Here is a 26,155-nt window from a genome sequence, read left to right as displayed (position 1 = left end):
ACCGTTCAAGGCCACGGCATCGGAATATGGCTGCAAGCCACTGGGCAAGCGCGAAAGCGCTGTATATGACAGCAGCATGACGACTGATCTTTTTGCGCTGCTTGGGGGTATCGGGCTGTTCCTGTTCGGGATGCAGACGATGACAGATTCCCTGCGCCAACTGGCCTCGGACCGGTCGCGCAGCGTGATTTCGGGGTTCGCGCGCACCCCCTTTTCGGCCGCAGTGACCGGGGCTGCGACCACGGCGGCGGTGCAATCCTCAACGGCGACCATGGTGACAACGGTGGGCTTTGTCGGCGCCGGGATGCTGAGCTTTCACCAGGCGGTGGGCATCATATTCGGCGCCAGCGTGGGCACCACCATCACCGGCTGGATGGTTCTGTTCCTGGGGTTCCGGCTGCCGCTGGCGGCGGCGGCGCTGCCGCTGCTGTTCGGCGCGGCGTTGCTACGGGTGCTCAGCAGCGGGCAGACGGCGCGGGTGGCCATGGCGGTCGCGGGGCTGTGCCTGGTGTTTCTGGGCATCGATCTGATGCAGGACGGAATGGCCGCCTATGAGGATCGCCTGACGCCGGACAGCTTCCCTGCCCCGACCCTGGCGGGACGGCTGCAATTGCTGATGCTGGGGGTGGTGGTGACTGTGGTCACGCAATCCTCCAGCGCCGGGGTGGCGGCAACGCTGGTGCTGCTGGCCACCGGTTCGGTCAGCTTTCACCAGGCGGCGGCATTGGTGATCGGCATGCATATCGGCACCACGTTCACCCCGCTTCTGGCCGCGATCGGCGGGTCGATTGCCGTGCGGCGGACCGCGGTTGCCAATATCCTGTATCATGTGATCAGCGGTGTGCTTGCGCTGGCCTTTATCGATGTGGTGGCCGGTATCATGGGCGCCGGCGCCTCGCGCGAGGCGGCGCAGGTCGCGCTGGTGGTGTTTCACACCGGGTTCAACGTGATCGGCACCATGGTCATGCTGCCGCTGGTCGGCCCCTTTGCCGCCATGATCGAACGGCTGATCCCCGAAGGCCCGCGCCCCATGACCGCGGCGCTGGACAAGCAGGTGCTCCTTGAACCTCCGGCAGCGCTGGACGCGCTGAACAACACCGCGCAAGCCGTTGAACGGCATCTCTTTTCTGCCCTTGCCCAGGCCATGCGCCCGGGTGCCAGCCCGCAGCACCTGCCCGCGGTCATTGCCGACTGCAGCGCCGCGCTGGAAGAGATGCATGATTTCCAGGCGCAGATTTCCCTGCCGCCTGACCGCGACCCCGATCTGGAGCGCAACGAGGCCCTGCTGCACATGCAGGACCATCTGACCCGCCTGCTCTATCGCGCCGGGCAGCAGAACCGCATGACTTCGGCCATGTCGGACCCCAAACTGCGCCGCTTTGCGCGCTATCTGGGCGCTGTGCTGGCGCGCCATGTCGCCGGTGAAGACGTGCACCCGCGGCTGGAGCAGCTCAACCGCAGGCTGGCCACGCGCGAACAGCGGCTGCGGCGCGAGATCATGCGCTCTGGCCTGCCCCCGGCGCGGCTCTTCGCGCTGACCGACAGCCTGCGATGGTTGCGGCGGTTTTCGGCCCATGCCGAACGGATCCTGCATTACACGGCACTGGCCAGCCCCTCGGCCACCGTAGGCCCCGGTGAGGCAAGGGCCGATCGTAACCCCGCGCCTGATGTGGCTTGACCGGTTGGTTTGAGCCAGATCAAATACAGTTTCGCCGATCCTGGCATAGGGGAAACCCATGCGCAGCAAGCCCGACAGTTCCGGCCCGGTATTCCGCGCCGAGGGGGTGACCAAGGTCTACCGCACCGGTGCGGTGGCCGTGCATGCTCTGCGCGGTGTGGACATGACCCTGTCCGAGGGCGAGATGGTGGTGCTGCTGGGGGCCTCGGGCTCCGGCAAGTCAACACTGATGAACATCCTGGGCGCGCTGGACACCCCGACCGAAGGGCGCGTCTTCTTCCGTGACCGGGACTTGACACGGGCCAGCGACCGCCAGCTCACGGCCTTTCGCCGTGACCATGTGGGCTTTGTGTTCCAGTTCTACAATCTGGTGCCCAGCCTGACTGCGCGCGAAAACGTGGCCCTGGTGACCGAAATTGCCCGCAACCCCATGACCCCCGAGGAAGCGCTGGAGCGCGCGGGCCTGCCCAACCGGATGGACCATTTCCCGGCCGAGCTTTCGGGCGGCGAACAGCAGCGCGTTGCCATCGCCCGCGCCATCGCCAAACGCCCCGAGGTTCTCTTGTGCGATGAACCCACCGGCGCGCTGGACAGCAAGACCGGGGTGCAGGTGCTTGAAGCCCTGGCGCAGGTGAATGCGGACATGGGCACGGCCACGGTGCTGATCACCCATAACGCCGATATCCAGCGCATTGCCGACCGGGTGGTGGTGCTGGCCGATGGCCGCGTGATCCGGGATGAGGTGAACACCGAAAAGATCGCCCCGGCGCAGGTGTCCTGGTGAAGGTGCTGGACCGCAAGCTGCTGCGCGATCTGCGCCGCATCTGGGCGCAGACCCTGGCCATTGCGCTGGTGCTGGGCTGCGGGATCATGCTGCTGGTGGCGGCCCAGGCCACCCAGCGCACCCTGATGGCCACCAAGACCGCCTATTATGACCGGCATCTGTTTGCCGATGTCTTTGCCCCGGTCAGCCGCGCCCCCGGCGCCGTCGCGGGCGAACTCGCCGCCATTGATGGTGTGGCCCAGGCCGAAGGACGCATCGGTTTCTACGCGGTGCTGGATGTCGAGGACATGGCGGAACCGGCCATGGGGCGTGTGGTGTCGCTGCCGCGCGATGTGGCGGGGATGCTCAACCGCCCGCTGTTGCGCCGCGGGCGGATGCCGGACCCGGACAACCCTGATGAGGTGCTGATCAACGAACCCTTCGGGCGCAGCAACGGGCTGGAGCCGGGAAGCCGCTTTCACGGCATCCTGGGCGGGCAGTTGCGCGAACTGGTGGTGGCGGGCTGGGCGCTCTCGCCTGAATTCATCTATACCGTCGGCCCCGGGGCGCTGATGCCGGATGACCGCCGCTTCGGGATCGTCTGGATGAACGAAACTGCCGCCGCCAGCGCGCAGAACATGTCCGGCGCGGTGAATGAAATCACGCTGCGCCTGTCACGCGGCGCGGATGCGCGCGCGGTGCGCAGCGCCGTGGATCAGTTCACCGCGCGCTATGGCGGCACCGGCGCCTATGGGCGTGACCGCCACCCCTCGCATGCCTTTCTGGATGGCGAGTTGCAGCAACTGGGTGCGCTGGCCACCTACATGCCGCCGATCTTCCTGCTGGTGGCGGCGTTTCTGGTCAACATGGTGCTGACGCGGCTGATCGCGCTGGAGCGCACGCAGATCGGCCTGATGAAGGCCGTGGGCTACACCACCGGCGAAATCGCCACGCATTACCTGAAACTGGCCGGGCTGATCGGGGTTGCGGGGGTGGTGCTGGGCAGCATCGTCGGCTGGTGGCTGACCGATGGGATGCTGTTCATCTATCAGGAGTTCTTCGGCTTCCCCTTTCTGGTCCGCGATACCGGCACCGGGCCGATGGCGCTGGCGGCGGTGCTGGGGCTGGCCACCGCCCTTCTGGGGGGCGCGCGCGCGGTCTGGTCCTCGGTCCGGCTGAACCCGGCCGAGGCCATGTCCCCCCCTGCCCCGCCACGGTTCAGCCGCGGCCGCGCCGACCGCTTTATTTCCTGGCTGGCGCTGCGCCAGACCAGCATGATGATCCTGCGCTCGATCATCCGCTGGCCCGGGCGTGCGGCGATCACGCTTTTCGGGGTCTCGGCGTCGGTGGGGGTGCTGGTCGCGTCATATTTCCTGTTCGACGCGCTGGAGGTGATGACCGACAGCGTCTTTACCCAGTCCAACCGCCAGCATCTGACCCTGACGCTGGGCGACTCGGCCCCCGAGATCGCCGTCACCGATGCGCTGACCCTGCCCGGCGTCATGCAGGCCGAAGGCGGCTATGCGGTGCCGGTGCGCCTGATCCATGGCCACCGGGACCGCCTGAGCGCGCTGCAGGGCCATTACCCCGGCGCCACCCTGCACCGGCTGGTGGATGACGACAGCCGCCCCGTGGAGCTGCCGCCGCAGGGGCTGGTGCTGCCGGAAATGCTGGCAAGGACGCTGGAGGCGCGCCCCGGCGACATGATCGCCGTCGAACTCATGTCCCCCCCGCGTGAGGTGCTGGACCTGCCGCTGGTCGCCGTCATCCAGCAAGGGCTGGGACAGGAGGCGCATATCGCCGCCCCCGCCCTGTTCGAGGCCATGCGCATGGCCCCGCGGGTGACCCATATCCATCTGCTGGCCGACCCGGCGCAGATGGATGCGCTTTATGCCGAGGTCAAGCGCACCCCCGCGCTGGCCGGGCTGTCCGACTGGGCCGAGGTCCGCCGACAGTTCGATGACAACGTGTCCGAGAACCTTCTGATGATGGTGACGATCTACACCATCATCGGGGTGCTGATCGCCATCGGTGTGGTCTACAACGCCGCGCGCATCCAGTTGTCCGAACGTTCCTACGAACTTGCCAGCCTGCGGGTTCTGGGCTTCTCACGGCGTGAAGTCGGCTATGTGCTGGTGGGTGAGATGATGCTGCTGACCGTGCTGGCCATCCCGCTGGGCTGGGTGCTGGGCACGTGGTTTGCCGAAGGCATGACCGAGGCGCTGTCCACCGACATGGTGTATATTCCCTTTGCGATTTCGCGGCGCACCTATGCGCTGGCAGCAATTGCGGTCTTTCTGGCCGCGCTGGTTTCGGTCCTTCTGGTGCGCAGGCGGCTGGACCGGGTGGATCTGGCCCTGGCGCTCAAGGCACGGGAATAGGAGGGTTACATGCGTATCTGGGGCAAGCTGGCAGGCGGGATCGGGGTGGTTGCCGTGGCGGGTGCCTTGTGGTGGGCGCTGACCCCGGACCCGGTGGCCGTGGACATGGCGCAGGTCAGCCGCGGCCCCATGGAGGTGACGGTCGCGGCCGATGGCGTCACCCGCACCCGTGACCCCTATCTGGTCACCGCGCCGATCACCGGCACCACCATGCGCTCTCCGGTCGAGGTCGGCGACCGCGTGCTCCGGGGCGAAACCCTGGTCGCCGTGATGCGCCCGGCCACGCCCGCGCTGCTGGACGCGCGCTCTCGCCTGCAAGCCGAAGCCGCCGTGACCGAGGCCGAGGCCGCCCTGCGGGTGGCCGAGTTCAACCTGGAACGCGCGCAGGCCGATCTGGAACATGCCGAGGCCACGCTGGCGCGCAACCGCGAACTGGCCGTCCGCGGGATCATCCCGCAGCGCGTGCTGGAGGACGCCCAGACCGCCGCGCGCACCGCCCGCACCGCGCTGGAGGCCGCGCAATCCCAGCGGGACCTGCAGCGCGCCACCCTTGCCCGCGCCGAGGCGCAGCTTGTCACCCCCGAAATGATCGACCCCGAGCGTGACCCCGGCGAATGCTGCGTCCAGATCTCGGCCCCCACCAGCGGCACGGTTCTGGAAGTTGAGAACATGTCCGCACGTCTGGTGCAGGCCGGGGCGCCCCTGCTGACCATAGGCGATCTGGACGCGCTGGAGATCGAACTGGACCTGCTGTCCACCGATGCGGTGCGCGTGCGCCCCGGGGCGCGGGCCTATATCGAACGCTGGGGCGGCGATACCGTGCTGGACGCCCATGTGCGCCGCGTGGACCCGGCGGCCTTCACCAAGGTCTCGGCCCTGGGGATCGAGGAACAGCGCGTGCGCGTGATCCTGGATTTCGACACGCCCGCCGCGGAACGTGCGGGCCTGGGCGAGCGCTTCCGGGTCTTTGTCCGCGTGGTGATCTGGGATGGCGATGATGTGCTGCAGATCCCGCAAAGCGCGCTGTTTCGCCATGACGGCGGCTGGGCCGCGTTCCGGGTCGAAAACGGCACCGCCCGCCTGACCCCGCTGCAGATCGGCCAGCGGCAGGGCGAGATGGCCGAGGTGCTTTCGGGGATCGAGAATGGCGCAACGGTGGTGACCTTCCCCGGCACGCGAGTAGATGACGGCGCGGCCCTGCGCGACCGGGGTGATGATTGAGCAAAAGCGCCATCAGGGGCCGCATGAACTTTCTGGCGCAAGGCGTTGTCAGGGCTCTTGAATTCGCCCGCCCTGCCCCTGCACCCCTTCCAGCCGCCGGGCCAGCGCGCAGAAGGCTTCAAGCCCGATCTCTTCGGCCCGGGCGGTGGGCGGAATGCCCACGGCTTCCAGATGCCCTTCGATCCCCGGCGCCAGCCCCTTGAGCGCCGCGCGAAGCATCTTGCGGCGCTGGTTGAAGGCCGCAGCCACAACCCGTTCCAGCACCTGCGCATTCGCCGGATAGCGCGGCGCCTCCAACGCGGTGATATGCACCACGGCCGAGCTGACCTTGGGCGCCGGGGTGAAGGCCTCGGGCGGGAGGGTCAGGACGATCCGCGCCTCGGCCCGCCATTGCACCATCAGCGCCAGACGTCCGTAAGCCTTGGAGCCTGGGCGTGCCACGATCCGCTCGGCCACCTCGCGCTGGAACATCAGCGTCAGGCTTTGCCAGAAGGGCGGCCATTGCGGCGGGGTCATCCAGCGGATCAGCAGTTCCGTGCCCACGTTATAGGGCAGATTCGCCACAACCTTGATCGGCGGGGTCAGATGCGTCAGCGGGTCCAGCGCCAGCGCGTCGCCTTCGATCACCCTCAGCCGCCCGGGACAGGCGGCGGCAATTTCGGCCAGCGCAGGCAGGCAGCGCGCGTCCTTTTCCACTGCCAGCACATGGCGCGCGCCTTCGGCCAGCAGCCCGCGCGTCAGGCCACCGGGGCCGGGGCCGACCTCGAACACATCGGCGCCGCGCAGATCACCCGCCGCCCGCGCGATCCGGGCCGTCAGGTTCAGGTCCAGCAGGAAGTTCTGGCCAAAGCTCTTTTTGGCGCGCAGGTCATGGGCGCGGATGACCTCGCGCAGGGGGGGCAAGCTGTCGATCATGGGCGCGCGCGCCGCACCGCCATGTCCTGCGCCATGCCAAGCGCCGCAATGAGCGAGGTCGGATCCGCCACCCCTTGCCCGGCGATGTCGTAGGCCGTGCCATGATCGGGCGACGTGCGCACGAATGGCAGCCCCAGGGTCACATTGACGCCGCCCGAGAAATCCACCGTCTTGATCGGAATCAGCGCCTGGTCATGATACATGCAGACGGCAGCGTCATAGCGCGCGCGGGCCGCCGGGTGGAACATGGTGTCGGCGGGAAGCGGGCCGCGCAGGTCCAGCCCTTCGGCCCGCAGATGGTCCAGAACGGGGGTGATGATGCGCGTTTCCTCATCCCCCATGGCGCCATCTTCGCCTGCATGGGGGTTCAGCCCGGCCACGGCGATGCGCGGCTGCGCGACCCCGAAATCCGAAATCAGCGCGGCATGGGTGATGCGCAGCGTCTGCTCCAGCAGCCCGGGCGTCAGAGCCTCGGGGACGTCGCGCAGGGCCATGTGAATGGTGACCGGCACCACGCGCAACTGTTCGCAGGCGAGCATCATCACCACCCTGTCCACCCCCGCCAGATGGGCCAGATATTCGGTGTGGCCGGGAAAACCGAAATCGGCCCCGCCGATCAGCGCCGCCTTGTTGATCGGACATGTCACAACGCCCGAGGCCGCGCCCCCCTGCACCAACCCCACCGCCCGCTCGATCACCGCGACCACCGCGGCGGCATTGGCCGGGTCCGGGGTGCCGGGGGTTGCGGGCGCCGGGAACGGGTGCGGCAACACCGGCAGGACCGAGGCCGAGAGCGCCCCTGCCTCGGACGCCTGATCCACCGCCTGCCAATGGGTGCCGGGGGGCAGATGCGCCGGGTCGCCGATCCAGACAAAGGGCAGCGCGGCGCCCAGGCAACGGCGCGCGGCCACGGCGGTTTCCGGGCCGATCCCGGCGGGATCGCCGCATGTCATCACCAATGGGGGTAGATCCGCCATCACCCATAGCCCTTTTTCGCCGTTTCGGAACCGTAACCGCCGGGCCCGGGCGGGAAAAGAGCGAATCCGGTGGCGCGCTCAGCCGCGCCCCTTCCAGATCCAGCCGCCGCCAAAGACGCGGGTGCCCTCGGGCGCGTAAAAGACACAGGCCTGCCCGGCGCTTACGCCTTCTTCCGGGGACAGAAGGTCAACCTCGGCCTCGGTCTCGCTCAGCGGGCGGATGACGGCCTCGGCCGGGGGGCGGGTGGAGCGCAGCTTGACCGACAGGTGCCATTCCGGCCGCGAAGTGAAGGGCGCGTCGCCCAGCCAGTTGATCTCGCGCACCGGCACCGTGCGCGTGGCCAGCGCCGATTTCGGGCCGACGATGACGCGCCGTGCCTCAGGGTCCAGCCGCACGACATACAGCGGATCGGCCAGCCCGCCGATCCCCAGCCCCCGCCGCTGGCCGATGGTGTAATGGATCACGCCGCGATGCTGACCCAGCACGCGGCCCTCCATATCCACGATCTCGCCCGGGTCCGCCGCGCCGGGGCGCAGCTTTTCGATCACCTTGGCGTAGTTGCCATCGGGGACAAAGCAGATGTCCTGACTGTCCGGCTTGTCGGCCACCATCAGCCCGTGTTTGGCCGCCAGCGCACGGGTTTCGGCCTTGGTTTCCAGCCCGCCCAGGGGGAACCGCAGATAGGCCAGCTGCTCGGGCGTGGTGGAGAACAGGAAATAGCTTTGATCACGCACCGGGTCGGCGGCCCGGTGCAGCTCCGGCCCCGCAGGCCCGTCAAAGCGGCGGATATAATGGCCGGTCGCCATGCAATCGGCATCCAGATCACGCGCCGTTTCCAGCAGATCGCGGAATTTCACCCGTTCGTTGCAGCGTATGCAGGGCACAGGCGTGGCGCCAGCCAGATAGGCGTCGGCGAACTCATCGATGACGGATTCCCGAAAGGTATTCTCATAATCCAGCACATAATGCGGGAAGCCCATGGCCTCGGCCACGCGCCGCGCGTCATGGATATCGCGCCCCGCACAACAGGCGCCCTTTTTCGCCAGCGCCGCGCCGTGGTCATAGAGCTGAAGCGTGATTCCAACCACGTCATAGCCTTCGGAGGCCAGCTCGGCCGCAACTGCCGAACTGTCCACGCCACCGGACATGGCCACCACAACACGGGTGTCGGCGGGGGGCTTGGCAAAGCCCAGCGAATTGAGTGCAGCATCCTTGGGCATGAACGGGCCTGTGGCGAGAGGTCGGTGCGGGTATTCCGGCGAGATATAAGAAAATGCAATGCACTATCAACCCCGTTGCCGGGTGCTCATAAATTCATCCTTAAGCCTGAATGCCGAACCTGCTTGCCATAAAGCAGGAAAGGGAACTCCGATGTACCTCAAGCGCGTCAATGGTCCGCGGGCGGTCACGCTGCCCGATGGTTCGATACTGACACGGGCCGATCTGCCCCCGCCAGACACCCGCCGATGGGTGGCAAGCCGCAAGATCACGGTGGTCCAGGCTGTTGCGGCCGGCCTGATCGAACGTGAGGAGGCGTTGGAGCTCTATGCCCTGTCCGATGAGGAATTCGATTGCTGGTGCCAGGCTGCTGCCGAACATGGGGCCGAGGCATTGAAGGTAACGCAACTGCAACGGTTCCGGCAACCTTGAGTTGATCTTTGCGGATAATATGCGACAGTAACGGGAGGTTAACCTTTACGCGCGAATTAATGAGTATCTGCTCATCCCACCCGGAGAAACATTTATGCGCATCCTGCTTGTTGAAGACGATCCCACTACGGCGCGCAGCATTGAACTCATGCTCACCCACGCCAATTTCAATGTTTACTGTACCGATATGGGCGAAGAGGCGATCGAGCTTGGCAAGCTATACGACTACGACCTCATCCTTCTGGACCTGAATCTGCCGGATATGACGGGGCTGGACGTTCTGCGCCAGATTCGTCTGGCGCGAATCGATACGCCCATCCTGATTCTGACCGGTGAGGACAATACCGAACTGAAACTGCGGGGATTCGGCAGCGGGGCAGATGACTACCTGACCAAACCCTTCCACCGCGAGGAGCTGGTGGCGCGCATCCATGCCATCATCCGCCGCAGCCAGGGCCATGCGCAATCGGTGATTCGCACCGGCAAGGTCTCGGTCAATCTGGATGCCAAGACGGTCGAGGTGGATGGCAAGTCCGTGCATCTGACCGGCAAGGAATACCAGATGCTGGAGCTTCTGAGCCTGCGCAAGGGCACCACTCTGACCAAGGAGATGTTCCTGAACCATCTCTATGGCGGCATGGACGAGCCCGAGTTGAAGATCATCGATGTCTTCATCTGCAAGCTGCGCAAGAAGCTGTCCACGGCGACGGGTGGGGAAAACTACATCGAAACCGTGTGGGGCCGCGGCTATGTGCTGCGCGACCCGGCGGCGGATGCCGGGGTACTGCAATCCGCGGCGATGCGGGCCTGATCCCCTGTAAGAAAAGGGCGCTGTCTGGCGCCCCGAGGGGGCTTGACCTTCCGGTGGAGGCCCTGTTTCCGGAGTTCTGTGCAGGACCAGAACAGTCAGGCGCGACCGCAGTCGCACCACCGCCCCCATTGACCGCTGCGCGCTGGCTGGCCGATTGCTGACATGCGGCCGACACATGGTCGCATGCCACCTACCGTCCGCCAATCCAGGGCGATGCGCTATTCCACGGTTACCGACTTTGCCAGATTGCGCGGCTGGTCCACATCCGTGCCGCGATAGACCGCCGCGTGATAGGCGAGCAACTGCGCAGGCACCGCATAGACGATGGGCGCCAGCAAGTCAGGCACGGCGGGCATGGCCAGACCGTGGGCGATGCCGGGGCCAGCCTCGGCCAGTCCTGCGCGGTCGGAAAGCAGGATCACCTGCCCCTGGCGGGCCATGACCTCGGCGACATTGGACATGGTCTTGTCGAACAGCGCATCGCGCGGAGCCATGACCACAACCGGCACATGCTGGTCAATCAAGGCGATGGGCCCGTGCTTCAATTCGCCCGAGGCGTGACCTTCGGCATGGATGTAACTGATTTCCTTCAGCTTCAGCGCGCCCTCCAGCGCCAGAGGATACATCGGGCCGCGGCCCAGGAACAGCACGTCCCGCGCCTCGCCCAGTTCGGCGGCAATGTCGCGCAGCGCCTCGCCCCGGTCCAGCGCCTGCGCCATGAAGCCCGGCAGCGCGGCCAGATCGCGCAGGTGCGCGGCCAGCGTGTCAGCATCAAGCCGCCCCGTATCGCGCCCGGCCCGCAGCGCCAGCAGCGCCAGCACCAGAAGCTGCGCGGTGAAGGCCTTGGTCGAAGCCACGCCGATTTCCGGCCCCGCATGGATCGGCAGCGCCACATCGCTTTCCCGCGCGATGGTCGAGGTGGGCACGTTCACCACGCTCAGCACCTGCCCCACCCGGCCCTGCACGTGGCGCAGCGCGGCCAGCGTATCGGCGGTCTCCCCCGACTGGCTGATGAAGATGGCCACATCCCGCGGGCCCAGCACCGGATTGCGATAGCGAAACTCTGACGCAATATCACATTCCACCGCAATTCCGGCGATCTGTTCGAACCAGTATTTCGCCACCTGCGCGGCATAATAGGCCGTCCCGCAGGCCACCAGCACCACACGCCCGGCCGCCGCGAAATCGACCCCTTCGGGCAGGCAGGGCGCCTCATCTCCGGGGCCGCTGTAGAACTCCAGCGCGCCGCGCAGAACCGATGGCTGTTCGGCGATCTCCTTGGCCATGAAATGGCGGTGCCCGGCCTTGTCCACCCGCAGGTTGTCCAGCCGGATATGCGTGACGGCGCGGTTGGCCCGCCGGTTGTCCGCATCATAAACCGTGACCGCGCCGCGCTGCAGCACGGCCATGTCACCCTCTTCAAGATAGGTGATGCGGTCGGTCATGGGCGCCAGCGCGATGGCGTCCGAGCCCAGATAGACCTCGCCCTCGCCATGGCCCACGGCCAGGGGTGAGCCGCGCCGCGCGCCGATCAGCAGGTCTTCCTGATCCTGAAACAGGAAGGCCAGGGCAAAGGCCCCTTCCAGCCGGGCCAGCGTGGCGCGGGCGGCTTCAACCGGGTCCAGCCCCTGGGCCAGGTGCTGCGCGGTCAGTTGCACGATGGTTTCCGTGTCGGTTTCGCTGGCGAACCGCACCCCGGCGGCGGTCAGTTCTTCGCGCAGGCTGCGATGGTTCTCGATGATGCCGTTATGAACCACCGCAACCGGTCCGGCGGCGTGCGGATGCGCATTGGCCACCGTCGGCGCGCCATGGGTGGCCCAGCGGGTATGCCCGATCCCGGCCTTACCCGGCAGCGGCTCATGCACCAGCAGATCCGACAGGTTCACCAGCTTGCCCACCGCCCGGCGCCGTTCCAGATTTCCGCCGTTCAGGGTGGCAATGCCCGCGCTGTCATAGCCGCGGTATTCCAGCCGTTTCAGCGCATCCAGGATCTGGGGTGAAACCTCATGCGTGCCCAGAACGCCAACAATACCACACATTTATGCCTGCCCCTTTCGTGCGGCACGCAGCCGCGCCATCAGCCTTGCGCCCAGTCCCGGCCGTGTCACCTGCGCCGCCCGGCCCAGCGCCAGCGCCTCATCGGGCACGTCCTCGGTGATGACCGAGCCCGAGCCCGTGACCGCCCGCGCGCCCACCCGCACCGGCGCCACCAGCATGGTGTCGGACCCGATGAACGCCCCGGCGCCGATCTCGGTGCGGTGCTTGCTGACCCCGTCATAGTTGCAGGTGATGGTCCCCGCGCCCAGGTTGGCCCCGGCACCCACATGCGCATCGCCCACATAGGCCAGATGATTGGCCTTGGCGCCCGGGTCCATCACGGCGTTCTTCACCTCGACAAAATTGCCGATGCGGACATCTTCGGCCAGCTCGGTGCCGGGGCGCAGCCGGGCGTAGGGGCCGACCACGGCGCCGCGGCTGACGTGGCAGCCTTCCAGATGCGAAAAGGCGCGGATGGTGGCGCCGGATTCCACCGTCACCCCGGGGCCAAAGACGACATTGGGTTCGACCACCGCATCACGGCCCAGAACCGTGTCAAAGGCGAAATGCACCGTGTCGGGGGCGACCAGGGTCACGCCATCTTCCAGCGCGGCAGCCCGGGCGCGGGCCTGAAAGGCGGCCTCGGCCCGGGAGAGTTCGGCGCGGGTGTTGATGCCCAGTGTTTCGGATTCGTCGCAACGCACCACACCGGCGCGCAATCCCCGCGCCCGGGCAATGGCAATGATATCGGTCAGGTAGTATTCGCCCGACGCATTGTCGTTGCCGACGCTCTTCAGCAGGTTGAACACCACCGCACCATTGGCGCAGATCACCCCGCTGTTGCACAGCGTGATCGCGCGCTCGTTGTCGGTGGCATCCTTGAACTCAACGATCCGGTCCAGGGCTTCGCCATCCATGACCAGCCGCCCGTAGCGGCCGGGGTCTGCCGCCTCGAACCCCAGCACCACCACATCATGGTGCGTGCGCGCGGCGCGCAGCCGCGCCAGCGTATCCGGGGTCAGGAATGGGGTGTCCCCATAGAGCACCACCACATCGCCCGCCGCCCCGTCCAGCGCAGCGCGCGCCTGCGCCACGGCATGCCCGGTGCCAAGCTGTTCTTCCTGGCGCACCGACACGGCATCGGGGGCATGTGCTGCGACAGCCGCCTGCACCTGATCGGCGCCATGACCGGTCACTACCACGATCCGCTCCGGCTCCAGCGCCGCCCCGGCCGTCAGCGCATGCACCACCAGCGGCACACCGCCCAGCGGATGCAGCACCTTTGGCAGGTCCGAATTCATCCGTGTGCCCTGCCCGGCCGCCAAAATGACCAGTGAAACCGCCATGCCCAAATGCCCCGATGTTGTTTTGCCCTGTTTTACCCGCCCCGTGCGGGGATGCAACGACCGGCTTGGTCACGCTTGGTGACAGGGTGCAACACCTGCGGAATGCCGCCGACCGCTTTGCCACCCCCAAGATTCAAACGGCATTTGACCAGGATCAACGTCTTGCGCCATGCTTTGCCCTAGCGTCCTGTCGACGCGACCGGAACAGGAAGGAAACCACCCATGTATTCTCGCATTATCGTTGCCGTGGATCTGAGCAACTCGGCCCAGAGCAATGCGCTGCTGAAGACGGCGACCCAACTGATTGACGCAGGCGGTGAAATCCGGCTGCTGCATGTGCTGGAGGAAGTGCCAAGCTACATCGCCGCCGAGTTGCCGCGCGATCTGTCCGACCGGCGCCACGCCGAGGCGCGCATGGAACTCAAGACCCTGGCCGGTGGCGTTGATGCGCGGGTCGAATTCGAGGTCCGTTCGGGCGCAGCCTCTGGGCAGATCCTGCAGGCGGCCGAGGACAGCAATGCCGATCTGATCATGATCGCCTCGCACAAACCCGGACTTAGCGATTTCTTCATCGGCTCCACCGCGGCGCGGGTCGTGCGCCATGCCCAGACGTCGGTCCTGATCACGCGCTGAGTTTCGGCGCGCTCATGTCGCTTTGGGCTGCTGGCCCGGCGCTGCGGGCTATCGCATCGCGCTGCCGGGCGTTACACTCGCCCGGACCCTTTCCTTGCGCCAACCCATCCGGAGGCAAAAATGTATGATACCGTCCTGATCGCCGCGGCCCTGTTCAGCAAGGGTCAGACCACGCGCGGCCTGATCGAAAAGGCCCGCTCAATGCTGAACCCCGGCGGCAGGATCGTGCTGATCCATGTGATCGACGAGATACCGCAATACGCCGCCGCGCGCATTCCCGCCGAATTCATGTCCAATCGCCAACGCGAGGCGCAGGCAGAGCTGGAGACCCTGGCGCAGGGTGCGGGGGGCGACAACATCAGCATTGTCATCCGCAATGGCACGCCTTCGGCGGGGATCCTTGGCACGGCCGAGGAGGTGAAGGCCGATCTGATCATGATCGCCTCGCACAAGCCTGGATTCAGTGACTATTTCATCGGCTCCACCGCCACACGGGTGGTACGGCATGCGCAGACCTCGGTGATGATCACGCGCTGAATTGCGCCGCGCCAGCAGCGCAACGGATTTGATTTTATACCCTCCCGGTGGCAAGGTGGCGCCAACATGGCCGGGCGCTGCCGCGGCCACAGGGACAGGAGAGACCGAATGTATGATTCCATCGTTGTCGCCGCCGCGCTGTTCAGCAAGGGCGCAACCACCCGTGGGCTGATCGAGAAGGCGGGCAAGATGCTCAACCCGGGCGGGACCATCACCATCGTGCATGTGCTCGATGAGATCCCCGCCTATATGGTCGCCGCCATGACCAAGGATCAATTGCTCAATCATCGCAAGGCGGTGCGCTCGCAACTTGAATCCCTGGCCGCTACGGCGCGGGGCAAGCAGGTGGAGATTGATCTGCGGGCGGGCAAACCCTCCACGCAGATTCTGGAATGTGCGCGCGAATGCAAGGCCGACCTGATCATGATCGCCTCGCACAAGCCGGGGTTCAGCGACTATTTCATCGGCTCCACCGCGGCGCGGGTGGTGCGCCATTCGCCGGTGTCGGTTCTGGTCTCGCGCCGCTTTAGCTGAACGGGTCGCCGCGCCCCTGGCTGCCGCAAATCAGCCATCGAATGCCGCGCCCGGTCTGTTCAGGACCGGGCGTTTCTGTATGCAGGCGATAGGCAGCCACCGCAGGAGCGCATGCACATGGCCGATCCGCTTGTGATCTTCACCCCTTCGGGCAAACGCGGGCGCTTTCCGGCCGGAACGCCCGTTCTGACGGCCGCGCGGCAGTTGGGCGTTGATCTGGACAGCGTCTGCGGCGGGCGGGGCATCTGTTCCAAGTGCCAGGTTTCCCCCGGGGTGGGCGAGTTTTCCAAGCATGGGGTCACTGTCGCGCCGGATGCGCTGTCAGGCTGGAACGCGGTCGAACAGCGCTACAAGGACAAGCGCGGCATGATCGACGGGCGGCGGCTGGGCTGTCAGGCGCAGATCCTGGGGGATGTGGTCATCGATGTGCCCGCCGAAAGCCAGGTGCACCGCCAGGTGGTGCGCAAATCGGCCACCGCGCGCGATATCGTCATGGACCCGGCAACGCGGGTTTTCTATGTCGAGGTGGCCGAACCGGATATGCACGAGCCCTCGGGCGATCTGGAGCGGCTGGCAGCGGCGTTGAAAACACAGTGGGATATCAGCGATATCCGCGCGGATATTGATGTTATGCGCAAACTTCAGCCCACCCTGCGCGCGGGCAAATGGGCGGTCACGGTGGCGCTGTTCCGGGATCATCGAGGCGGTGCATGGCGGCTGATCGATCTCTGGCCCGGCCTGCGCGAGGCGCCGTTGTGCGGGCTGGCCATCGATCTGGGATCGACCACCATCGCCGCGCATCTGGTGGACCTGCGCACCGGGGCGGTGCTGGCCTCGAACGGGATCATGAACCCGCAGATCCGGTTCGGCGAGGATCTGATGAGCCGCGTCAGCTATGCCATGATGAACCCCGGCGGCGATCAGGAGATGACCCGCGCCGTGCGTGACGGCATGAACGCGCTGATTACAGAGACCGCGGCCGAGGCCGGTGTGGACACCCGCGATCTGGTGGAGGCTGTCGTGGTCTGCAATCCGGTCATGCACCACCTGTTCCTGGGCATCGACCCGGTGGAACTGGGCCAGGCGCCTTTTGCGCTTGCGACCTCGGACGCGGTGGAGCTGCCCGCGCGCGATCTGGGGCTGAGCGCGATGAACCCCGCCGCGCGGCTTTACATGTTGCCCTGCATTGCCGGGCATGTGGGCGCTGACGCCGCCGCCGTGGCCCTGTCCGAGGCGCCGGACAAATCCGAAGACCTGGTGCTGGTGGTCGATGTGGGCACCAACGCGGAAATCCTGCTGGGCAACCGCGACCGCGTTCTGGCCTGTTCCTCGCCCACGGGCCCCGCGTTCGAAGGCGCTCAGATCAGCTCTGGCCAGCGCGCCGCCCCCGGCGCGATCGAGCGGCTGGAGATTGACCCGGTCAGCAAGGAGCCGCGCTTTCGGGTGATCGGATGTGAATTGTGGTCGGACGAGCCCGGTTTTGCCGAAGCCACCGCGGCAACCGGGATCACCGGCATCTGCGGCTCCGGCATCATCGAGGCGGTGGCCGAAATGCGCATGGCCGGGATCGTCGATGCCGCGGGGCTGATCGGATCAGCCGAGCAGACCGGCACCTGGCGCTGCCAGCCCGAAGGGCGCACCCATGCCTATCTGATCCATGATGCCAGCGCCCAGGGCGGGCCGCGTATTACCGTAACCCAGGGCGATATCCGGGCGATCCAGCTGGCGAAATCGGCGCTTTATGCAGGGGCGCGGCTGCTGATGGATGAGTTGGGCGTGGATCAGGTGGACCGGGTGGTGCTGGCAGGCGCCTTTGGGGCGCATATCTCGCCCAAACATGCGATGGTTTTGGGTATGATACCGGATGCGGCGTTGGAGAAAGTGACCAGCGCGGGCAATGCCGCCGGGACGGGCGCGCGCATTGCCCTGTGCAACACCGGCGCGCGGGCGGCGATCGAGACAACAGTGCAGCAGATCCACAAGGTGGAGACGGCGATCGAACCGCGGTTTCAGGAGCATTTTGTGAATGCCAGCGCCATGCCCCATGCGGTCGACCCGTTCCCGCAGCTGGCACAGGTGGTGAAGCTGCCCGATCTGTCCTTCAACACCGGCGGGGGTGACGCCGAAGGCGGGCGCCGGCGGCGGCGGCGGGCGTAAGCTGCATCGAGGCGAAGAAGCGCCCCCAAGGCGCGCCCACCCACCCACCCTCGCGCCTTGGGGGCGCTGCCGCTGCGCAGGCGCAGTGGCCTTGGGGGTCTTGGCATGTGAAAGCCAATGAAAAGGCCGCCGCCCGGGATGGGCAGCGGCCTTGTATGCGTCATGGGTAGCGGGTCAGCCGACCAGCTCAAGCCCCGAGAAGTAGAAGGCGATTTCAGCCGCGGCGGTTTCCGGCGCGTCCGAACCATGGACTGAGTTTTCACCGACCGACTGGGCAAACTCGGCGCGGATGGTGCCGGGGGCGGCATCGGCGGGGTTGGTGGCGCCCATCACTTCGCGGTTCTTGACGATGGCGCCTTCGCCTTCCAGCACCTGCACCACCACCGGGGCCGAGGCCATGAATTCGCACAGCTCATCGTAGAAGGGGCGCTCCTTGTGCACCTCGTAGAACTTGCCGGCCTGTGCCTTGGTCAGGTGGATGCGCTTCTGCGCGATGATGCGCAGGCCGGCCTCTTCGAACTTGGCATTGATCTTGCCGGTCAGGTTGCGGCGGGTGGCATCGGGCTTGATGATGGACAGGGTGCGTTCGGTGGCCATATTCGGTATCTCCGTCGGAATGAGGGGCGCAGGGGCTGCGCCAAGGTCTGGCGCGCCTTAGCACGCGGTTTGGCGGGGGGGAAGCCCCCTGGCGGTGGCAGGGTGAACGGCGCCTCAGGCCCCCTGCCCGGCCGTGTCCTGCCGGGCACTCTGCGCGCGCGGGGCCGCGAGGCATCGGGCGGTGCGTTCGGGCGACAGGCTGGCCATGGCGTCATACTGGGTCAGGAACACCTGGCCTGACAGCTCATCCAGGAAGTGGCTGCGCTGCAGGCGGTCCATGACCGGGCCCTTGACCTCGGTCAGGTGGAACTGCACCCCGGCGTCGCGCAGACGCTGGTTGATCTCTTCCAGGCTTTCCAGCGCCGAGGCGTCGATGAAATTCACCGCCACGCAGTTGAGCACCACATGGCGCAGCTCCGGCTGTTCGGCCACGGCGCGCAGGATGCGGTCTTCGAGCGCGCGGGCATTGGGGAAATACAGGCTTTCATCCACGCGGATGGAGAAGACACCCGGGTCGGTGGTGACGTGGTGACGCTCGATATTGCGGAAATGCTCGGTCCCCGCCACCTGGCCGATCACCGCCATATGCGGGCGCGAGGTGCGATAGAGGAACAGCACCAGCGAGAGCGCGACCCCGGCCAGCAGCCCTTCCTCGACCCCGATGAAGAGCGTGACGAGGATGGTGCCCGCCATGGCCGCCCCATCGGCGCGGGAATAGGCGAAGGTGCGCGGCAGGGCGCGGAAATCCAGCAAGGACGCCACGGCCACAACGATGATCGCGGCCAGCGTGGCATTGGGCAGGAAGTGCAGCAGCGGCGTGAGGAAGATCAGCGCCACGGCGATCATCAGCGCGGTGATGGCGCCTGCCGCCGGTGTCTCGGCGCCCGCATCGAAATTGACGATGGAGCGCGACAGCCCCCCCGTCACCGGCATGGCGTTGGACAGGCCCGCGCCCAGGTTGGCGGCGCCCAGCGCGATCAGCTCGCGGTCCGGGTCCAGGCGCTGGCGGCGTTTGGCGGCAAGGGTCTGGCCGATGGAGATCGATTCGACATAGCCCACGATGGCGATCATCAGCGCGGGGATGATGAGGAGTTGCAGCAGGCCCAGGTCCAGCGCGGGCAGCCCGAAATCCGGCAGGCCGCGCGGGATTTCGCCCACCACGCGCACGCCGGACTGGTCCAGCCCCAGCGCCCAGACGATCAATGTGGAGCCTGCGACAGCCACAAGGAGCGCGCCCTTGGCCAGCAGGCTTGCCGCCCCGGCCCCCAGGCCTGCGCGGCGCAGCAGCGGGGCCAGCCCCTTGCGCGACCAGAACAGGAAGCCCAGCACCACCAGCCCCAGCACCAGCGTTGGCAGGTGGATCGTGCCAAGGTTTTGAAAGAAGGAGGGCACGATCTCGGGCAGGGTGCGCCCGCGCGTGTCATTGCCCAGCAGGTGGCGCAGTTGGCTGGCGGCGATCAGCACGCCGGCGGCGGTGATGAAGCCGGAAATCACCGGGTGGCTGAGGAAGCTGGCGATGAAGCCCAGCCGGAACAGCCCCATGGCCAGCATGATCGCGCCCGAGATCACGGCGATCCCCAGCGCGGCCAGATGATAGCCCGGTGTCCCCTGGGTGGCGATTTCACCCGCCGCCGCTGCCGTCATCAGCGCCACCACCGCCACCGGCCCCACCGCCAGCGTGCGCGAGGTGCCAAGCGCCGCGTAAAGCAGCAGCGGGACGATGGCCCCATACAGCCCCGCCTGCGGGGGCAGCCCGGCCAGCATGGCATAGGCCATGCCCTGCGGGATCAGCATGATGGTCACCACCAGCGCGGCGATCAGGTCATTGCCGAAGGCAGCGCGGGAATAGCCCTGCAGCCAGTCAAGATTGGGAAAGAGGCGGTTGAGCATGGGGCACTGCCGGAACTGAAGCTGAGGCGGACAGGAGCCCCGCGCGATCTCGCGTTCGCGCGGGGCGGTGTGCGGTGTGCGGTGCGGGTCAGAGCGTATCGACCGGCACCTTCATGTAGACATTGCCGTCCTGATCGGCGGGCGGCATCTGGCCTGCACGCATGTTGACCTGCAACGAGGGGATGATCAGCCGCGGCATGGCCAGGGTGGCGTCGCGTTCCTCGCGCATGCGGACGAACTCCTCGGCGGGTTTGCCTTCGCCGACATGGATGTTCAGGCGTTTCTGCTCGCCCACGGTGGTTTCCCAGGCATAGTCCTCACGGCCCGGCGCCTTGTAGTCATGCCCGACGAAGATGCGGGTATCATCCGGCAGGACAAGGATCTTCTGGATCGAATGATAGAGCGTTTCCGCCGAGCCGCCGGGGAAGTCACAGCGCGCGGTGCCGAAATCCGGCATGAAGAGCGTGTCGCCGACAAAAGCCGCCTCGCCCACCACATAGGTCAGGCAGGCGGGCGTGTGGCCGGGGGTGTGCAGGACCTGCCCCTGCATGTCACCGATGGTGAAGCTGTCGCCCTCGCGGAAGAGTTTGTCGAACTGGCTGCCGTCACGCTCGAACTCGGTCCCTTCGTTGAAGACCTTGCCGAACACGTTCTGCACCAGGGTGATGTTGTCGCCGATGCCGATCTTGCCGCCCACACGCTGCTGGATATAGGGCGCGGCGGAGAGGTGGTCGGCGTGGACATGGGATTCGAGGATCCATTCAACCCGCAGGTTGTTGTCCTGGACATGCCGGATGATCGCATCGGCCGAGCGCGTGTCGGTGCGCCCTGAGGCGTAATCGAAGTCCAGCACTGAATCGACGATGGCGACAGCGTTGGAACTGGGATCCTTGACCACATAGGAAACGGTAAATGTGGCTTCGTCGAAGAATGCGGACACTTCGGCGCGTGGGGTGCTGGTCATCTCTGCCTCCTGCATTGCGGTTGAGGGAGATATAGCAATATCTAGACACATTGCAAGTCTTGAATGTTATTGCGCGTGACCGGCACCGTGGAGGGGGGCTGTCTGCCCCCCGTCGCCCGTTCCGGGCGCCTCCCCCCGAGGATATTTCTGCAAAGGTGAAAGGGCTGTCAGACGATCTGGCCCCTGGTCAGGTCTGCGGCATTGCGGATGGCGCGGATGTTCTGGCCATAGGCCTCAGGCGCGGCGGCGCTGCCGCCCTTGAAAACCGCCGATCCGGCAACCAGAACGTCGGCGCCCGCGCGGGCCATGACGGGGGCGGTTTCAGGGGTGATCCCGCCGTCGATCTCGATATGGATCGGGCGATCACCGATGAGGTTGCGCAGGGCGCGGACCTTGGCCGAGAGGTCAAGGAATTTCTGCCCGCCAAAACCCGGGTTCACGGTCATGACGCAGACCAGGTCAATCATGTCCAGCATGGTCTCGACCCCGTCCAGCCCGGTTCCGGGATTCAGGGCCAGGCCGGCCTTCTTCCCGGTGGCCCGAATGGCTTGAAGGGTGCGATGGATATGGGGGCCGGCCTCAAGATGGGCGGTGATGATATCGGCGCCAGCCTGGGCAAAAGCCTCGATATAGGGATCCACCGGGGCGATCATCAGATGCACATCCATGATGCCACGGATATGGGGACGGATGGCTGCGCAGGTGGCCGGGCCGAAGGTGATGTTGGGCACGAAATGCCCGTCCATCACATCGACATGGATCCAGTCGGCGCCTTCGGCTTCAACCGCGCGGCATTCGGCGCCGAAGTTGGCGAAATCGGCGGCAAGGATGGAGGGAGCGATCTTGATCTGGCGGGAAAAGCGCATGGTGAAACCCCGGTCTGTTCAGCGCGCTTATGACAGGTTCGGCGCGACAGTGTCCAGAGCGGGAACGCGCCGCTGCGCCTGCAACTGGCGCCCGCGCTCTCGGACGGATCACATGCGCGACTGATCTGTTCGCGCGCCCGATGGTGCGCGCCGGCGCTGGGCTCCATGCCGATCAGGCAAGGCGGTTGGCGCTGGAAGAATTCCAGCATCAGGCGCACGGAACCTTCGGGATCGATGCCAGGGCGGGCGTTATCGGCACAATCGAGCTTGGTCACTCCGGCGCGAAGCCACGCGAGGTCAAGACCCCGATCAATCCTCAACAGCACATGGTCGTCCGGGATCCGAGCCCGCATCGAACTGGTGATGAACAGGTCCGGCTGACCACGTTCCTTCCGCCCCGGAAGCGTTGCCGCCCAGCGCCGGAAAGGCGAAGTGAATCAGAGGCATCGGGCATTTTCAGCGGCCACCCGGACTGCTTTCCCGCTGCACTCAGTCCGCCGGGAAAGGCGGCTCATTGATCGGCCTCATTGCCGAGCGTGAATCATGCCGCAAGGCTGAAATCAATGGGTCCTGAGACGAAGAGGCCCAGGCGGGGCGGGGCAAGCCGCCAGGTTCTGCACCACCCCTGCCCATGAATTCAGGTAGATGCAGACCTTTCAGGCTTTGCCGGTCTTGCCCCGCAGCTCCTTGCTCCGTCAGCAGAGACCCGGTTCAGGGCACAAGCGGCAGGCGCAATTCGTCAATGCAGCCCTGGCGATCATTGTTGCTGCCGCTGATCACCCCGGTTTCGGAGTTCAAAGCAAGGCCCAGGTCCGTGCAGAAATTGCTGCGGGTGTAGAGATTGCGCATGTCGCCACCGCGCGGTCGCTGCCGGATGCCCCATTGAACTTCCGCCTCCTCGATCCCGCGGGTGAGGAAGAGGGCGAAGGGCCATTCCACATCGCCCAGCACCCGGCGGCTGTTGGCATGGAAGGCGCGCAACTCGGCGGTGGCGAGGATGTACTCCTCGGTGATCTCGGTCACTTGCACCCGGACGGGCCAATCGGTGCGTCCGTCACGTTCGGGCCCGGTCTGGCTGCCGTCGATCCAGACGCCTTTCTCCAACCGCTCCAGGAGGGCGCGCACCGGGGCCAGTGTCGCCTCGCGCTCGACCGCAAAATCATCGGGGCGTTGCAGACGATAGCTGCAGTTCCCGCGCGGCACTCCACCCAGAACGCCCTGGATCATCCCGCTGATGATCGCGCCGGATGTGCCGGTCAGGGTCACCGGCGCGTCATTTCCGGTCTCCTCGGGCGTGAGGGTGATGTTGACCATGCGCGTCCCGCGGGGTTGTTCGATCCAGCGCTCATGATCGACCACAAGCCGGTCGCCCCGGGGATCGATACGCGCGGAGACCGCATAGCTGCCCTGCGCGAAGGGCGGGTCCGGGTAGATGGGTCGGTAGCGCACCTCGCCGGTGAAGCGGCCCATGGTGTCGGTTGGGGTCAGGGTGATGTGGTGTTCGAAATCCATCGCGCCGCAGCGGCTCAGGCTGATCCAGTCGCCTGCGTAAAGGGCGTTCTGGCGCTCGGCCTCGGCGCGGGCGGCGGCCTCGGCCTCGGCCCGCGCGGCGTCGATGGCGGCGCGGGCGGCAACGGCTTCTTCGGTGCCTTCGATCAGAAGCTCACGGTAGTGAAGCAGCGTTCCCTCCCACGACCGGCCAAGGAACGCCATATCATCCAGATTGTTGAAGCGCATGTCCTTCGCGCGCTCACCCGGGCCGGTGAAGAGCGCGGCATCGCCCGTCAGCTCGAACCGGTCGCCGACCGCAACGCTCACTTCGGCGAAGACCACGTCATCGACCGTTTCCGTCCGGCGGTAGAGCGGCCGGTGCGCGCGAACCGTGACCACCATCCCGCGCACCAGCAGGCGTTGATCTCCCTGCTGCTGTTCCATGCGGTCATCGGTGAAACGCAGGGATTCGGCGGTCCAGGAGGTGCCTTCAAGCTCGGCATTCACAAGCGCAAGCAACGCCGCCTGGTCGAAATCTTCGGAGGCGTGCAAGGAGGACGCGCCAAGAACAGCAACAGCAACAGCGATCACCGCACCCAGGCGCGGAAAGTACCCACGTATCTTCATCAAACGCTCAAACTCCTGTTTTCGTATTACACGGTTGCAATCCCGCTCCCCGGCCGCGCCACGCGGGGGTCAATCCGGGGCAGCGGCCGAGACAAGCAACCTCAAGGCAAAATCCTGCGTGTCAGGCTCAAGCTCCAACGAATGTGTGATCAGTCTGGAGACCTGTTCACAGGCGGGAAGCGACTCAAATGCCTGCAGCCCGCCTGCGAATGATCCACCAATCTGAGAGAAAAACTCATCCATCTCTGCCAGCATAGTGTCTTGCGCGACCCGCATGTCATCAGGCGACAGGATCCGCCCCCCTTGTTCGGGGTCGATCGCCAGGAGAACACTCTGATACTTGGCGTCAAGATACTGCGCCAGCGCGTCTGGCTCCATGGTCATCAGCGCCGCACGGCCCCATTCGACGCCCTGCTCGGGGGGAACGCGTCTGTTCATGGCGTCGTCGCATTTTTCCGCGGGCATGACGTCCATCTGATACACAAAGCCCCGCAACATTGTTTGCAAATCCGGGAGCAGCAGATACCGCACGCCTTGCTCGGAGAGCATTGGGAACATGTCCGCAATCATATATGCGGCGGGGAAATGGCGGTTGAGGTCAGGATCCATCAGGTCCGCCATGGTATTCGGAGGCACGTTTTGCCGGATGTGCTCTGCGATGACATCGGTCCCGAACAGGCGCCTGTAATAGGCATTGACCACATCCAGAGCTTCGTCAGGGATCAGGATGGTTTCGGTAATCGTGGCGAGGGCGGGATCACTTGAGAGGATGTCCTGCACCTCGTCCAGCGGCATGTCCACTTGCGCATGGCCCGGCACCGCCCCCACGGTCAGCACCACAGCCACCGACATGTTCTTGAACACCCGAGCAATTTCACTGGTGACCATCACTTTTCCTCATCTGCCTTGCGCAAGGGAGTAAGTATTTCGCAGCGATGTCAACAGACGTTCGACACTTGCGGAGGGTTTTGGAAGGTGCCTTGCTTGCCCACGCAAACATGTTCAATGGCTTAGGCGTTCAATTTCAGCTTCTGGTGGATTGGATCAACGGTGAATCTGTCTGGCTCTGAAGTCCAGACCTTGCAGACGTATTCACATCGCCCTCACCGTTTCAGCGTCCTGGCGTAGCTGACAAGCTGGTCAGCAACCGTGGCCCAGCCGCTGAAGAAACCCATATCCTCATGCGATTGGCGGGCGTCAGGGGTGCGGTGGCGGGCAATGGCGGTGTAGCGGGTGCCGCCATTCGGGGCATCTTCGAACAGAATGATTGCAGTCATGAACGGATCCTCGCTTGGCGCCCAGCCTTCGCTATAGGCATCTGTGAAAACCAGTTTCTCAATGGGCACGATCTCCAGCCAGACTCCTTCGTTCTTCATCTCGGCGCCATTCACATCGAACACGGTGTTGAACCGTCCACCAACGCGCAGATCGATCTCGCAGGCCTTGACCCGATGCGGTTCGGGCACAAAGAATTGCCTGATATGTTCGGGCGTTGTCCAGCATTCCCACAGAAGCGCGCGCGGTGCATCAAGGGTGCGTTCCAGTTTCAGATCAGTTCTCGGGTTCAGCTTCATCCTGTCGTCTCCTGTGAAGGTTGCGGAGATAGTCATCATGGCGGTCAAGCCGGTCAGTCCACAGCGCCCGCTGTGCGTCCAGCCATGTCTCAATTGGCGCGAAGGCATTCGCCGACAGCGCGCAGGACCGGATGCGGCCAGCCTTGTTCGTGGTGATAAGCCTTGCCTGTTCCAGTTTGCGCAGGTGTTTCATGAACGATGGCAGCGCCATATCATGCGCCGCGGCCAGCTCGGTCACGCTGGCCTCGCCTTGCGCAAGCCGCGTCAGGATCGCACGCCGCGTCGGGTCGCCCAGTGCGGTAAACAGGAGGTCCAGCAGGGAATCATGCTTAGCCATATGGCTAAGTTATGGGGCTGTCGACGCGGCGTCAATCAAAACTTATCCGAAAGGCTAAGTTGTCCACTTAACCTTCTTGACTGACGAATGACATGACGGTTTCGATGGGTCGTCGGCCCATGTTGCGATATCCGAGGTGCGGTCGCTCGGTGTTGTAGAACACGAGCC

General features: G+C 65.7%; 23 protein-coding genes and 1 pseudogene. 10 read left to right on the top strand and 14 right to left on the bottom strand.

Annotation, left to right across the window (positions count from 1 at the left end):
• The first annotated feature begins 76 nt into the window (after positions 1–76).
• The 4 genes from HUK65_RS08960 to HUK65_RS08945 are packed head-to-tail and all read left to right on the top strand — an operon-like array spanning position 77 to position 6,043.
• Positions 77–1,678 (top strand): Na/Pi cotransporter family protein, encoded by a 1,602-nt coding sequence (locus HUK65_RS08960; protein ID WP_179905827.1) that lies wholly within the window; start codon positions 77–79, stop codon positions 1,676–1,678.
• 58 nt (positions 1,679–1,736) lie between these two features.
• Positions 1,737–2,462 (top strand): ABC transporter ATP-binding protein, encoded by a 726-nt coding sequence (locus HUK65_RS08955; RefSeq protein ID WP_179905826.1) that lies wholly within the window; start codon positions 1,737–1,739, stop codon positions 2,460–2,462.
• Positions 2,459–4,822: an ABC transporter permease gene (locus tag HUK65_RS08950; RefSeq protein ID WP_179905825.1), complete on the top strand. Its 2,364-nt coding sequence runs from the start codon at positions 2,459–2,461 to the stop codon at positions 4,820–4,822. The genes HUK65_RS08955 and HUK65_RS08950 overlap by 4 nt, the downstream gene beginning before the upstream one ends.
• A gap of 9 nt (positions 4,823–4,831) precedes the next feature.
• On the top strand, positions 4,832–6,043 hold the full coding sequence (locus HUK65_RS08945) for an efflux RND transporter periplasmic adaptor subunit (protein ID WP_179905824.1): 1,212 nt from the start codon (positions 4,832–4,834) through the stop codon (positions 6,041–6,043).
• A gap of 48 nt (positions 6,044–6,091) precedes the next feature.
• Here the strand turns inward: HUK65_RS08945 and rsmA are convergent, their stop codons facing one another.
• From rsmA to mnmA, 3 genes are all read right to left on the bottom strand, one after another.
• Positions 6,092–6,958, bottom strand: a complete 867-nt coding sequence (gene rsmA / locus HUK65_RS08940) for a 16S rRNA (adenine(1518)-N(6)/adenine(1519)-N(6))-dimethyltransferase RsmA (protein ID WP_179905823.1) — start codon at positions 6,956–6,958, stop codon at positions 6,092–6,094.
• On the bottom strand, positions 6,955–7,935 hold the full coding sequence (gene pdxA, locus HUK65_RS08935; RefSeq protein ID WP_179905822.1) for a 4-hydroxythreonine-4-phosphate dehydrogenase PdxA: 981 nt from the start codon (positions 7,933–7,935) through the stop codon (positions 6,955–6,957). The genes rsmA and pdxA overlap by 4 nt, the downstream gene beginning before the upstream one ends.
• A 78-nt stretch (positions 7,936–8,013) precedes the next feature.
• On the bottom strand, positions 8,014–9,156 hold the full coding sequence (mnmA, locus tag HUK65_RS08930; protein ID WP_179905821.1) for a tRNA 2-thiouridine(34) synthase MnmA: 1,143 nt from the start codon (positions 9,154–9,156) through the stop codon (positions 8,014–8,016).
• Positions 9,157–9,307: 151 nt separating this feature from the next.
• Between mnmA and sciP the strand changes: the two genes are divergently transcribed.
• Together sciP and ctrA are read left to right on the top strand one after the other, a co-directional pair.
• Positions 9,308–9,586 (top strand): CtrA inhibitor SciP, encoded by a 279-nt coding sequence (sciP, locus tag HUK65_RS08925; RefSeq protein WP_179905820.1) that lies wholly within the window; start codon positions 9,308–9,310, stop codon positions 9,584–9,586.
• 94 nt (positions 9,587–9,680) lie between these two features.
• Complete coding sequence (ctrA, locus tag HUK65_RS08920; protein ID WP_179905819.1) at positions 9,681–10,397, top strand: response regulator transcription factor CtrA; 717 nt, start codon at positions 9,681–9,683, stop codon at positions 10,395–10,397.
• A 218-nt stretch (positions 10,398–10,615) separates the two neighbouring features.
• Here the strand turns inward: ctrA and glmS are convergent, their stop codons facing one another.
• Positions 10,616–12,436 (bottom strand): glutamine--fructose-6-phosphate transaminase (isomerizing), encoded by a 1,821-nt coding sequence (gene glmS, locus HUK65_RS08915; protein WP_179905818.1) that lies wholly within the window; start codon positions 12,434–12,436, stop codon positions 10,616–10,618.
• Complete coding sequence (glmU, locus tag HUK65_RS08910) at positions 12,437–13,780, bottom strand: bifunctional UDP-N-acetylglucosamine diphosphorylase/glucosamine-1-phosphate N-acetyltransferase GlmU (protein WP_179905817.1); 1,344 nt, start codon at positions 13,778–13,780, stop codon at positions 12,437–12,439. It lies immediately after the preceding gene.
• A 222-nt stretch (positions 13,781–14,002) separates the two neighbouring features.
• On the opposite strand from glmU, the gene HUK65_RS08905 reads away from it, so the two are divergent.
• The 4 genes from HUK65_RS08905 (at position 14,003) to HUK65_RS08890 (ending at position 17,641) form a co-directional block, all read left to right on the top strand.
• The gene (locus HUK65_RS08905) at positions 14,003–14,413 is read left to right on the top strand and encodes a universal stress protein (protein ID WP_179905816.1); all 411 of its coding nucleotides are present in this window, start codon (positions 14,003–14,005) and stop codon (positions 14,411–14,413) included.
• Between the two features lie 120 nt (positions 14,414–14,533).
• Complete coding sequence (locus tag HUK65_RS08900) at positions 14,534–14,950, top strand: universal stress protein (protein ID WP_179905815.1); 417 nt, start codon at positions 14,534–14,536, stop codon at positions 14,948–14,950.
• Between the two features lie 108 nt (positions 14,951–15,058).
• A complete protein-coding gene (locus HUK65_RS08895) occupies positions 15,059–15,484 on the top strand; it encodes a universal stress protein (protein WP_179905814.1) in 426 nt (141 codons plus the stop codon).
• Between the two features lie 117 nt (positions 15,485–15,601).
• Complete coding sequence (locus HUK65_RS08890; protein ID WP_179905813.1) at positions 15,602–17,641, top strand: ASKHA domain-containing protein; 2,040 nt, start codon at positions 15,602–15,604, stop codon at positions 17,639–17,641.
• A 174-nt stretch (positions 17,642–17,815) separates the two neighbouring features.
• Here HUK65_RS08890 and ndk read toward each other — a convergent pair whose 3' ends face one another.
• The 9 genes and pseudogenes from ndk to HUK65_RS08845 form a co-directional block, all read right to left on the bottom strand.
• Positions 17,816–18,238, bottom strand: coding sequence for a nucleoside-diphosphate kinase (gene ndk / locus HUK65_RS08885; RefSeq protein ID WP_179905812.1), 423 nt, complete (start codon positions 18,236–18,238; stop codon positions 17,816–17,818).
• 114 nt (positions 18,239–18,352) lie between these two features.
• Positions 18,353–20,128: a SulP family inorganic anion transporter gene (locus tag HUK65_RS08880; protein WP_179905811.1), complete on the bottom strand. Its 1,776-nt coding sequence runs from the start codon at positions 20,126–20,128 to the stop codon at positions 18,353–18,355.
• Positions 20,129–20,216: 88 nt separating this feature from the next.
• A complete protein-coding gene (locus tag HUK65_RS08875) occupies positions 20,217–21,092 on the bottom strand; it encodes an MBL fold metallo-hydrolase (RefSeq protein ID WP_179905810.1) in 876 nt (291 codons plus the stop codon).
• A gap of 167 nt (positions 21,093–21,259) precedes the next feature.
• Positions 21,260–21,958: a ribulose-phosphate 3-epimerase gene (rpe, locus tag HUK65_RS08870; RefSeq protein ID WP_179905809.1), complete on the bottom strand. Its 699-nt coding sequence runs from the start codon at positions 21,956–21,958 to the stop codon at positions 21,260–21,262.
• 194 nt (positions 21,959–22,152) lie between these two features.
• Positions 22,153–22,311, bottom strand: a pseudogene (locus HUK65_RS18725) (IS5/IS1182 family transposase); the annotation flags it as partial.
• Positions 22,312–22,669: 358 nt separating this feature from the next.
• The gene (locus HUK65_RS08860) at positions 22,670–24,076 is read right to left on the bottom strand and encodes a hypothetical protein (RefSeq protein ID WP_179905807.1); all 1,407 of its coding nucleotides are present in this window, start codon (positions 24,074–24,076) and stop codon (positions 22,670–22,672) included.
• 69 nt (positions 24,077–24,145) lie between these two features.
• The gene (locus HUK65_RS08855; protein WP_179905806.1) at positions 24,146–24,964 is read right to left on the bottom strand and encodes a hypothetical protein; all 819 of its coding nucleotides are present in this window, start codon (positions 24,962–24,964) and stop codon (positions 24,146–24,148) included.
• Positions 24,965–25,179: 215 nt separating this feature from the next.
• Entirely contained in the window at positions 25,180–25,650 is a 471-nt protein-coding gene (locus tag HUK65_RS08850) for an SRPBCC family protein (RefSeq protein WP_179905805.1), read from the bottom strand.
• Positions 25,628–25,987, bottom strand: coding sequence for an ArsR/SmtB family transcription factor (locus tag HUK65_RS08845; protein ID WP_179905804.1), 360 nt, complete (start codon positions 25,985–25,987; stop codon positions 25,628–25,630). Before HUK65_RS08845 ends, HUK65_RS08850 begins: the two co-directional genes overlap by 23 nt.
• Positions 25,988–26,155 lie beyond the last annotated feature (168 nt).

Origin of the sequence: Rhabdonatronobacter sediminivivens (assembly GCF_013415485.1) — a bacterium.
GTDB lineage: Bacteria > Pseudomonadota > Alphaproteobacteria > Rhodobacterales > Rhodobacteraceae > Rhabdonatronobacter > Rhabdonatronobacter sediminivivens.
This window is presented reverse-complemented; position numbering and strand designations above follow the sequence as displayed.

Excerpts from the sequence above, each read along its gene's own strand:
- HUK65_RS08960 (WP_179905827.1), top strand. The coding sequence starts at position 77 with ATGACGACTGATCTTTTTGCGCTGCTTGGGGGTATCGGGCTGTTCCTG.
- HUK65_RS08955 (WP_179905826.1), top strand. The coding sequence starts at position 1,737 with ATGCGCAGCAAGCCCGACAGTTCCGGCCCGGTATTCCGCGCCGAGGGG.
- HUK65_RS08945 (WP_179905824.1), top strand. The coding sequence starts at position 4,832 with ATGCGTATCTGGGGCAAGCTGGCAGGCGGGATCGGGGTGGTTGCCGTG.
- rsmA (WP_179905823.1), bottom strand. The coding sequence starts at position 6,958 with ATGATCGACAGCTTGCCCCCCCTGCGCGAGGTCATCCGCGCCCATGAC.
- pdxA (WP_179905822.1), bottom strand. The coding sequence starts at position 7,935 with ATGGCGGATCTACCCCCATTGGTGATGACATGCGGCGATCCCGCCGGG.
- mnmA (WP_179905821.1), bottom strand. The coding sequence starts at position 9,156 with ATGCCCAAGGATGCTGCACTCAATTCGCTGGGCTTTGCCAAGCCCCCC.
- sciP (WP_179905820.1), top strand. The coding sequence starts at position 9,308 with ATGTACCTCAAGCGCGTCAATGGTCCGCGGGCGGTCACGCTGCCCGAT.
- ctrA (WP_179905819.1), top strand. The coding sequence starts at position 9,681 with ATGCGCATCCTGCTTGTTGAAGACGATCCCACTACGGCGCGCAGCATT.
- glmS (WP_179905818.1), bottom strand. The coding sequence starts at position 12,436 with ATGTGTGGTATTGTTGGCGTTCTGGGCACGCATGAGGTTTCACCCCAG.
- glmU (WP_179905817.1), bottom strand. The coding sequence starts at position 13,780 with ATGGCGGTTTCACTGGTCATTTTGGCGGCCGGGCAGGGCACACGGATG.
- HUK65_RS08905 (WP_179905816.1), top strand. The coding sequence starts at position 14,003 with ATGTATTCTCGCATTATCGTTGCCGTGGATCTGAGCAACTCGGCCCAG.
- HUK65_RS08900 (WP_179905815.1), top strand. The coding sequence starts at position 14,534 with ATGTATGATACCGTCCTGATCGCCGCGGCCCTGTTCAGCAAGGGTCAG.
- HUK65_RS08895 (WP_179905814.1), top strand. The coding sequence starts at position 15,059 with ATGTATGATTCCATCGTTGTCGCCGCCGCGCTGTTCAGCAAGGGCGCA.
- HUK65_RS08890 (WP_179905813.1), top strand. The coding sequence starts at position 15,602 with ATGGCCGATCCGCTTGTGATCTTCACCCCTTCGGGCAAACGCGGGCGC.
- ndk (WP_179905812.1), bottom strand. The coding sequence starts at position 18,238 with ATGGCCACCGAACGCACCCTGTCCATCATCAAGCCCGATGCCACCCGC.
- HUK65_RS08880 (WP_179905811.1), bottom strand. The coding sequence starts at position 20,128 with ATGCTCAACCGCCTCTTTCCCAATCTTGACTGGCTGCAGGGCTATTCC.
- HUK65_RS08875 (WP_179905810.1), bottom strand. The coding sequence starts at position 21,092 with ATGACCAGCACCCCACGCGCCGAAGTGTCCGCATTCTTCGACGAAGCC.
- rpe (WP_179905809.1), bottom strand. The coding sequence starts at position 21,958 with ATGCGCTTTTCCCGCCAGATCAAGATCGCTCCCTCCATCCTTGCCGCC.
- HUK65_RS08860 (WP_179905807.1), bottom strand. The coding sequence starts at position 24,076 with ATGAAGATACGTGGGTACTTTCCGCGCCTGGGTGCGGTGATCGCTGTT.
- HUK65_RS08855 (WP_179905806.1), bottom strand. The coding sequence starts at position 24,964 with ATGGTCACCAGTGAAATTGCTCGGGTGTTCAAGAACATGTCGGTGGCT.
- HUK65_RS08850 (WP_179905805.1), bottom strand. The coding sequence starts at position 25,650 with ATGAAGCTGAACCCGAGAACTGATCTGAAACTGGAACGCACCCTTGAT.
- HUK65_RS08845 (WP_179905804.1), bottom strand. The coding sequence starts at position 25,987 with ATGGCTAAGCATGATTCCCTGCTGGACCTCCTGTTTACCGCACTGGGC.